Raw genomic sequence first — 9,504 nt, 5'->3', positions numbered from 1 at the left:
CTACCAACTGAGCTAAGCGACCGTAACTGTCAAATGGCGACCCCTAGAGGATTTGAACCTCTGTGACTACGATGAAAACGTAGCATCCTTGGCCACTAGATGAAAGGGTCATCTAGATCCAAACAGTCATAAAAAGCAACAACGTTGCTTGAGCCTTCCGCTAAGGAAAACTTTAAATAAATAATGGTGACCCGTCTTGGATTCGAACCAAGGGCCCACTCCTTAAAAGGGAGTTGCTCTACCAACTGAGCTAACGGGTCTCTCAATATATCACTTAATTTTTTGAATAAGTGGACGGAATTATAGCCTAGAAAGCTTTGGTTGTCAAGATAAATTTAAAAAATATCTTAAATTTTCAGTGCGTTTGCCATTTTTTCGATAGCAAAAGTGACGGATTGTTCTTGTATTTCTTCCCTGCTGCCTTCAAAAAAACAATGATAAACATTGGTATCTTCAGGTGTTGTGATGCCGATATAGACAGTCCCTACAGGTTTTTGCGGTGAACCGCCTGTCGGACCTGCAATGCCTGAGGTGCATATCGCATATTGGCTGTCTGCCATTTTGCATATGCCCTCAAGCATCTGTAAAACACATTCCTTGCTTACAGCTCCATGGGCTTGCAGTACTTCATAGCTTACACCCAGCCATCTGTGTTTTATATGATTAGAGTAGGCGATACATGAACCGTTAAGCACACATGATGCCCCCCCAATAGCTGTAAAAGCCGCTGCAATACGTCCGCCCGTACAGCTTTCTGCAAAAGTGATTGTATGCGAGATCTCACACAATTTTTGAATGATTTTTTCTATTTTCTTCTTTCTGTTTTTCATAGGTTGATTATATCAAATTTTTCTATTTTAGATATGCTAAATCTACGCTTAATGGATTTTAAGATACAATCACGAGATAATAATCAGGGGCCTACCCTTAGCAAGGTGTTATCAAAGATGGACTTCAAAGAAACGTTACTTCTTCCTAAAACCGATTTTCCAATGCGCGGAAATCTTCCAGAAAATGAACCAAAAAAATATCAGGCATGGTTTGACGCAGATATCTATGAGCAAATGAAATCTAAGCGCAAAGATGCTGAAATGTTTACACTTCATGACGGCCCACCGTATGCGAATGGCGATATTCATATCGGTCATGCATTGAATAAAATACTTAAAGATATTATTCTCAAGTATAATTATTTTCAAGGCAAAGCTGTTCGTATGACGCCGGGTTGGGATTGTCATGGGCTTCCGATTGAGCAAAAAGTGGAAGAGAAACTGGGTAAAAGTAAAAAAGAAGCGATGCCCACTGCACAGTTTAGGGCACTTTGCCGTGATCATGCCTCTCGTTTTGTAGAGATACAAAAACAAGGTTTTAAAAATTTAGGAGTGATTGCGGATTGGAATCATCCTTATGTAACAATGGATTTTAAATTTGAAGCCAATATCTATAGAACGCTGTGCGAAATAGCCCAAAAAGGACTTTTGGTAGAACGACACAAACCCATTTTTTGGTCATGGGCAGCACAGACGGCATTGGCGGATGCGGAAGTTGAGTATGAAGATAAGGAAGACTACTCTATCTATGTGAATTTTGAGCTCAGTGATATAGCTAAAGCAAAACTTGATCTTCCTCAAAAGGCAGGAATTGTCATCTGGACAACAACTCCGTGGACATTGCCTGCAAATACGGGAATTTCACTCAATCCAGAAGAGATTTACGTGCTTAGCGAGGACGGATATATCATTGCGCAGAGCCGTTTTGACGCATTGGCGGCAGAAGGCTTGGTGAGCGGTCATTCGGGACGAAAAATCGCTGCTACGGAACTTGAAAATTTTTTAGCTATCAATCCTCTTAACGGACGCGCTTCCACAATCGTGCTGGGAGAACATGTTATGCTTGATGGAGGTACGGGAGCCGTACATACGGCGCCGGGGCACGGGGAAGATGACTATCGTGTAGGTTTGAAATATGGTCTTGATGTGGTGATGCCCGTAGATGAAAGAGGGTGTTATGATGAGAGTGTTATAGGGCTGCATCTTTTACCAAATCCGGAAACGTTTGTGGGTATGCATATCTTTAAAGCCAATGAACCTATTTTGGAACTTTTGGGCGCAAATCTTTTAAGAGTGAGTAAATTTGTGCACTCGTATCCCCATTGCTGGAGAACCAAAAAGCCGTTGATCTATAGAGCAACAAACCAATGGTTTATTTCTATAGATGATGTGCCTCGCGCTATGGATAAAAGTTTAAGAGAAATAGCATTGGCTGCCATTGAGACGGTGGATTTTTATCCCAAAACTTCAAAGAACCGCCTTAAGCCGATGATAGAGGGGAGACCCGACTGGTGTATTTCTCGTCAGCGTTCGTGGGGTGTGCCGATTGCTTTTTTTAGAATCAAAAGCACTAAGGAAGTTATCTTGGACGAGAAGGTATTGAACTTTGTTGCGATGATATTTGAGCAGATGGGTGCGGATGCATGGTACAGTCTGCCGATTGAGCAATTGCTTTATCCTGGCTCAGGCTACAATCCTGACGATTTGGAAAAAATAGAAGATATCTTGGATGTTTGGTTTGATAGCGGCTCAACGTGGAATTCTGTACTTAAGAGCCGCAATTATGATGCAGGGGAATATCCTGCTTCACTTTATGTCGAAGGAAGCGATCAGCATAGAGGGTGGTTTCAGAGCTCATTGCTTTTAAGTTCCGCCATTAATCATATTTCGCCGTATCAGGCACTTATTACTCATGGATTTACTGTTGATGAGAAAGGTGAAAAAATGAGCAAGTCTAAAGGAAATGTTGTCGCACCCGATAAAGTGGTAAGCCAGTATGGTTCTGAAATTCTTAGACTTTGGGTTGCTTTAAGTGATTATCAGTCTGATTTGAAGATTTCTGACGGAATACTAAAGCAAGTCGCAGAACAGTACAGAAAAATACGAAATACCTTTAGATTTTTGCTTGCCAATGTGGATGATCTAGACATGCTTGTGCCGCATGATGCCTATGGTGAATTGGATATATGGATACTTGCAAAAGCAAGAGGGGTATTTGCAGAGGTAAAAAGCAGTTTTGATAAATATGATTTCTTGAGAGGATTTGCAACACTCAATCATTTTTTAACCAATGAGCTTTCGGGAATCTATATGGATATTTGCAAAGACAGATTGTATTGTGATGCCAAAGAAAGCACCACAAGAAGAGCGGCACAATCTGCTATGGCGCTTATTTCTAAAAGTATGCTAGGACTTGTCGCTCCGGTTCTTACTTATACTGCGGATGAAATTATTGAGTATGCTCCAGCCATTTTTAAAGCCGATATGCAAAATGTTTTTGACTTGGTATACGAAGAATTGCCTAGCATAGGCAGTCCGTTTGATGAGAGTGAAATGATCGCAATACGCGAAGCATTTTATGAAGAAGTCGATAAACTTAAAAAAGACAAAATTATCAAATCAACATTGGAGCTTGAGCTTGCAGGTGAAGGTTTTGTTTTGTCAAATGATCAAGATTTGGAAGATTGGTTTGTGGTTTCTTCTGTAAAGCCTTCGAGTCAAGGGGAAGAAGTGGCCAGCTTCAATATAGGAGAAAAACATTTTAGCGTACACAAAGCGGCAGGTCATAAATGTCCAAGATGTTGGAAATTTTCCTCCAAAACAGAAGAGGAAGTTTGTGCAAGATGCGCTGAGGTTTTGAATGTTTGATATGACGCAACCCGTAAGTATGAGTATCATTGTTGGTTCAATAGTATTTATATTTGGTTTAGTTGGAGCAGGGCTTGGTGTCATATATTATTACAAAAAGAAGCAAGATAGCATCCATTGATGTTTCTTTGTTTATGCAATATATAGAATGAAGCAAAAGCAGATTTTATTTGCTCTCAAGAAGAAAATATAGAAAAAGGAAGCAAGTCGTGATAACACTAAAAGAAGCGTTAACAAAAAGTAAAGAAGAGTTAAGCCGCCTAAAAGTTGAACTTGAAGCAAAAGCAAAAGAGAGCAATCTTAATGCTTATATTGGGTTTGAAAGTTCCGGAGAAGGTGTCCCTATTCTTATCAAAGATAATATTCAAGTAAAAAATTGGACTGTGACAAGCGGCTCCAAAATCCTTCAAGGCTATATCTCTCCCTATGATGCCACGGCTATTACTAATCTAAAATCTAAAGGAATGATGGCGTTTGGCAGAGCAAACATGGATGAGTTTGCTATGGGTTCAACCACAGAAAGTTCTTATTATGGTGTGACAAAAAACCCTCATGGGGAAGAGAGAGTCCCCGGAGGAAGTTCGGGCGGTTCAGCTGCGGCAGTAGCCGCCGGTATCGCTATTGCAGCATTGGGAAGCGATACGGGCGGATCGATTCGTCAGCCTGCGGCTTATTGCGGATGCGTAGGGATGAAGCCTACCTATGGGCGAGTCAGCCGGTTTGGGTTGGCTGCTTATGCTTCCTCTCTTGATCAGATAGGCCCTATCACCCAAAATGTTGAAGACGCAGCCATTTTGTATGATGCGATCAAAGGGCATGATCCCAAAGACTCTACTTCTGCAGAATTTGAAATAGAAGATATTGCTAACAACATCAATAGTGACGCAAAATTTACAATCGCAGTTATTGATAATTATATCAGCGAAGCAGATGAAGAGATACAAAAAGCTTATACGGACACGGTAAAAAAACTTGAGGAAGCAGGACATACCATTATTCATAAAAAAATGCAAAATACAAAATATGATATTGCAACCTATTATATTTTGGCAACAGCAGAAGCAGCAACCAACCTTGCGCGTTTTGATGGTATTCGTTATGGCATGAGAGCACAATGCAATACCGTAGAAGAACTTTATTATCACACCCGAACCGAAGGGTTTGGTGACGAAGTGAAACGTCGTATTTTATTGGGTAATTTTGTGCTTTCTTCAGGTTATTATGATGCGTATTATCTGAAAGCACAAAAAGTGAGACATTTGATTCGTGATGAGTTTAATGCTATTTTTGCTGATGCAGATCTTATACTTTCTCCGGTAGCACCAAGCGTCGCACCAAAAATAGGCGCAATTCATGACCCTTTGGAGATGTATAAGAGCGACATGTATACAATAGCGATTAATCTTGCCGGTTTGCCCGCAATTTCACTGCCTGTGGCTAAAAACAAAGAAGATATGCCTATAGGATTGCAACTCATTGCTAAGGCATTTGATGAAAAAATACTTTTTGATGGTGCAGCAAGCATGGAAAAAGTTGTCAATTATAAATATTAGCCCATAGGAAATTTCAAGAAGATGAATTTTTCAAGAGGAAAGTTTTTAAGCCAAAAGAAAGATAATTAATCAATAAAAGAAAGGGATATCATGAGAATAAAAAAAAGAGCACTGACATTTGAAGACGTACTGCTTGTACCGCAACACTCAACTATATTGCCAAAAGAGGTAAGCATAAAAACACAACTAACCAAACGTGTTTCTCTCAATATTCCTATTGTTTCTGCAGCTATGGATACAGTAACGGAATATAAAGCGGCCATTGCTATGGCAAGACTTGGCGGCATAGGTGTAATTCATAAAAATATGGATATTCAAACACAAGTGCTGCAGGTAAAAAAAGTAAAAAAATCTGAAAGCGGAATTATCATCGATCCTGTATTCATTGGGCCTGAAGCAACCGTAGGGGATGCAGATGCATTGATGGGAGAATATCATATTTCAGGTGTGCCGGTAGTAGATGAGCATAAAACACTTATAGGAATTATCACTAATCGCGACATGCGGTTTATTACGGATATGACACAAAAGGTAAAAGATGTAATGACGCCTGCACCGCTTGTTACGGCCAAAAAAGGTACAACATTGGAGGAGGCAGCCAAGGTTTTACAGCAACACAAAATAGAGAAACTTCCTATCGTGGATGATCACAATACGCTTATAGGGCTTATTACAATCAAAGATATTGAAAAAAAAGAACAGCATCCCCATGCAAATAAAGATGAGTTTGGCCGTTTGAGAGTGGCTGCAGCTATTGGTGTGGGACAGCTTGAGAGAGCTAAAGCATTAGTTGATGCCGGAGTAGACGTAATTGTGCTAGATTCAGCGCATGGACATTCCCAGGGGATAATTGACACGGTTAAACAAATTAAAAAAGAACTCGATATTGATGTGATTGCAGGAAATATCGCTACGGGCGCCGCAGCACAAGATCTTATTGATGCAGGAGCTGACGGAGTAAAGGTGGGGATTGGACCCGGATCCATCTGCACAACACGTATTGTAGCAGGAGTAGGAGTGCCGCAAATCTCAGCGATCGATGAAGTTGCGCAGGTGGCCAACAAAGCAGGTATTCCCGTCATAGCAGATGGCGGCATCAGATACTCCGGTGATGTGGCAAAAGCACTTGCCGTGGGTGCGAGCTGTGTAATGCTCGGTTCGGCTCTAGCGGGAACTTATGAAGCGCCGGGCGAGATGATCATCTATAATGGTCGTCAATTCAAAGAGTATCGAGGGATGGGAAGTATCGGTGCGATGACCAAAGGAAGTACGGATCGTTATTTCCAGGAGGGTACAGCTGCAGATAAGCTTGTTCCTGAAGGAATAGAAGGGCGCGTGCCCTATAGAGGGAAAATTTCTGATGTGATCCACCAAATGATGGGAGGACTTAGAAGTTCCATGGGATATTGTGGTTCGGAGTCGATTAGGGCATTTTGGGAAAAGGCAGAATTTGTAGAGATTACTTCAGCAGGACTCAGAGAATCTCATGTTCACGATGTAACAATCACAAAAGAATCTCCAAATTATCACGGCTGATTTTTTCATTTTCTTGGTTGAGCTTCACATCTTTTGAAACCAAGATGTGAGTTCATACTATTGTCTTCAAATGCAATCTTTCAAAAAAGACCTTATAGGTCTTAGGCCCTATCAGGAATTAAGCTTCCAAAAACACCCGTTACGTCATAATAATACTTATCCGTCCCCGCTTTTTATGGTATAATAAATAATAATGCAAAATAAGGAAAAATAATGCACGAACAAACACTGGCTATCCACGCAGGATATGAAAAAGATTCACAAGGAACCATGGCGGTGCCGATTTACATGAGTACGGCTTATGAGTTTAAAGATACTGATCAGGCGGCAAATTTATTTGCACTTAAAGAGTTGGGGAATATTTATACAAGATTGATGAACCCGACTACGGATGTTTTTGAAAAACGTTTTGCAGCACTTGAGGGCGGCGCCGCAGCAGTAGGTACAGCCAGTGGAATGGCAGCTATTTTTTATGCCATTGCTAATGTGGCAGAGGCCGGAGACAACATTATTGTGGCCAAGCAAGTTTATGGGGGAACGACAACACTTACAGGACATACCCTTAAGAGATTTGGCATAGAAGCACGTTATTTTGATGTTAAAAATCCTGCTCAACTAGAAAAGCTCATCGATGAAAAAACAAAAATCATTCTTTTTGAGAGTATTACAAATCCTAGTATTGATGTGGCAGATTTGGGTGCAATAGTTGCTATTGCCAATAAGTACACTATTCTAACTTGTGTCGACAATACTGTGGCGACGCCGATTTTGTGCAAACCTTTTGAGTACGGATGCGATCTGACAGTACACAGTGCAAGTAAATATACGACAGGACAAGGGCTTGCGATAGGCGGAATCATCGTAGAGCGCAAGAATTTGGTAGAAAAAATTAAAGGAAATGCCAGATATGCACATTTCAATGAACCCGATGCAAGTTATCATGGGCTTGTCTATAGTGATTTGCCTTTGCCGCTTTTTACGCTGAGGGTTAGATTGGCATTGCTTCGTGATTTGGGTGCAGCTCCCAGTCCGTTTAATTCATGGTTGTATATCCAGGGCATTGAAACATTACCGCTTCGCATGAGACAGCACTCTGCATCGGCGCTTGCAATAGCCCAATTTTTAGAGAAACATCCAAAAGTTAAAAAAGTCAATTATCCCGGACTTCAATCCGATTCCAATTATGAAGTAGGACAAAAATATTTCAAGAAAGGACACAGCGGGCTGCTTTCGTTTGAGGTAGAAGATTTGGCCACAGCAAAACATATTGCAGACAGTATGGAGATTTTTTCTTTGGTAGTCAATATCGGCGACAGTAAATCTATTATTACCCATCCTGCCAGCACAACCCATCAGCAGCTTTCCAAACAAGAGCTTATGGATGCCGGAGTTCCTGAAGGGCTTATTAGACTAAGTATAGGACTTGAAGATACCCAAGACCTGATAAATGACTTGGCTAAAGCGCTGGGGTAGGCAATTTATGATCCTTGGTTTATCCGGGGATTATTAAAAGTACTTCAGGTTTTGAAATAAGTTCAAAACGACGGTTATAAAGCCCAAATTAGATAAAATAGCCAAAAACAATCCAAGCAAAAAGCAGTCAATGAAAATCGTAACAAAAACAGCGCGTTTTAGCAGCCCTTTGTATCTAGAGAGCGGACGTATTTTAGAGCCGTATGAGATCGCCTATGAAACCTATGGGGAACCCAATGAAGACAAAAGCAATGTTGTGTTGGTGTGTCATGCCCTTAGCGGATCTCACCATGCGGCAGGTTTCCATGAAGGTGACAGGAAAGCTGGCTGGTGGGATGGGCTTATTGGAGACGACAAAGCGATAGATACAAAGAAATATTTTGTTATTTGTACCAATGTGATAGGGTCATGTTTTGGGAGTACCGGACCGATGAGCGGAATGTATCCGAGCGAAGAACCTTACCGTTTAAAGTTTCCCGTTGTAACCATCAAAGATATGATTAGGGCGCAGATGCAACTGCTCTCTTCTCTTGGCATTTATCATTTGCGCGCTATTATAGGCGGATCAATGGGGGGGATGCAGGCACTTCAGTTTGCCGTAGATTATCCGAACTTGGCTGACGACATTATTTCACTGGCTGCAACATATGCAACAAGACCTTGGACAATTGCTTTTAATAAGGTAGCCGTAGAGGCTATTCGTAAAGATCCTCGCTTTAAAAACGGAAATTATGATAAAAATGCGTTTAAAAAAGAAGGTTTGAATGGACTGGCTATCGGACGTATCGCCGGCCATATTTCTTATCTTTCTCCTGCCTCGATGGATGAAAAATTTGGACGTAACTATGTGAGCAACGATGGTTTATTTGAGCTTTTTGGACGTTATGAAGTTGAGCGATATCTGGAGTACAATACGGCAAATTTTGCCCGCATGTTCGATCCATTAAGTTATTTGTATATCGTTAAAGCAATCAATACCTTTAATCTAAGTCGCGGATACGACTCTCTTTATGATGCAATCTCAAGGATTAAGGCGCGAACGCATTTGATCAGTTTTTCTACGGACTATCTTTTTTTTCCTGAGGAAATGGAGCATATCTATAGGATGATGGAACGCAATAGACAAATGTGCAGTTATCTGGAAGTGAAAAGCGAGTATGGCCATGATGCTTTTTTGGTAGAATTGGAAAAGTTTGATGAATCTATAAAAGAGATATTAAGGTAATACATATTTTTATTTAATG

Annotated in this window: 6 protein-coding genes and 2 tRNA genes; 5 read left to right on the top strand and 3 right to left on the bottom strand. The window is 40.9% G+C overall.

The window, feature by feature from the left end:
• Positions 1–34: 34 nt before the first annotated feature.
• The 3 genes from CFH81_04295 to CFH81_04285 all read right to left on the bottom strand — a co-directional run bounded on the left by CFH81_04295 (position 35) and on the right by CFH81_04285 (position 830).
• Positions 35–110, bottom strand: a tRNA-Glu gene (locus CFH81_04295).
• Between the two features lie 74 nt (positions 111–184).
• Positions 185–260, bottom strand: a tRNA-Lys gene (locus CFH81_04290).
• An 87-nt stretch (positions 261–347) separates the two neighbouring features.
• Positions 348–830, bottom strand: coding sequence for a hypothetical protein (locus tag CFH81_04285; GenBank protein DAB40716.1), 483 nt, complete (start codon positions 828–830; stop codon positions 348–350).
• Between the two features lie 117 nt (positions 831–947).
• Here CFH81_04285 and CFH81_04280 point away from each other — a divergent pair, with 117 nt between their 5' ends.
• The 5 genes from CFH81_04280 to CFH81_04260 all read left to right on the top strand — a co-directional run bounded on the left by CFH81_04280 (position 948) and on the right by CFH81_04260 (position 9,485).
• Positions 948–3,698, top strand: coding sequence for an isoleucine--tRNA ligase (locus CFH81_04280; GenBank protein ID DAB40715.1), 2,751 nt, complete (start codon positions 948–950; stop codon positions 3,696–3,698).
• A gap of 209 nt (positions 3,699–3,907) precedes the next feature.
• A complete protein-coding gene (locus CFH81_04275; GenBank protein DAB40714.1) occupies positions 3,908–5,251 on the top strand; it encodes an Asp-tRNA(Asn)/Glu-tRNA(Gln) amidotransferase GatCAB subunit A in 1,344 nt (447 codons plus the stop codon).
• A 90-nt stretch (positions 5,252–5,341) separates the two neighbouring features.
• The gene (locus tag CFH81_04270) at positions 5,342–6,787 is read left to right on the top strand and encodes an IMP dehydrogenase (GenBank protein DAB40713.1); all 1,446 of its coding nucleotides are present in this window, start codon (positions 5,342–5,344) and stop codon (positions 6,785–6,787) included.
• A gap of 213 nt (positions 6,788–7,000) precedes the next feature.
• The gene (locus CFH81_04265; protein ID DAB40712.1) at positions 7,001–8,260 is read left to right on the top strand and encodes an O-acetylhomoserine aminocarboxypropyltransferase; all 1,260 of its coding nucleotides are present in this window, start codon (positions 7,001–7,003) and stop codon (positions 8,258–8,260) included.
• A gap of 130 nt (positions 8,261–8,390) precedes the next feature.
• Positions 8,391–9,485 carry a homoserine O-acetyltransferase gene (locus tag CFH81_04260; protein DAB40711.1) on the top strand — a complete coding sequence of 365 codons (1,095 nt, stop codon included), beginning with the start codon at positions 8,391–8,393 and terminating at the stop codon, positions 9,483–9,485.
• Positions 9,486–9,504 lie beyond the last annotated feature (19 nt).

The sequence above is a fragment of the Sulfurovum sp. UBA12169 genome (assembly GCA_002742845.1).
GTDB lineage: Bacteria > Campylobacterota > Campylobacteria > Campylobacterales > Sulfurovaceae > Sulfurovum.
The sequence above is the reverse complement of the archived record's forward strand: the minus strand, read 5'-3'. Positions and strand labels throughout refer to the sequence as shown.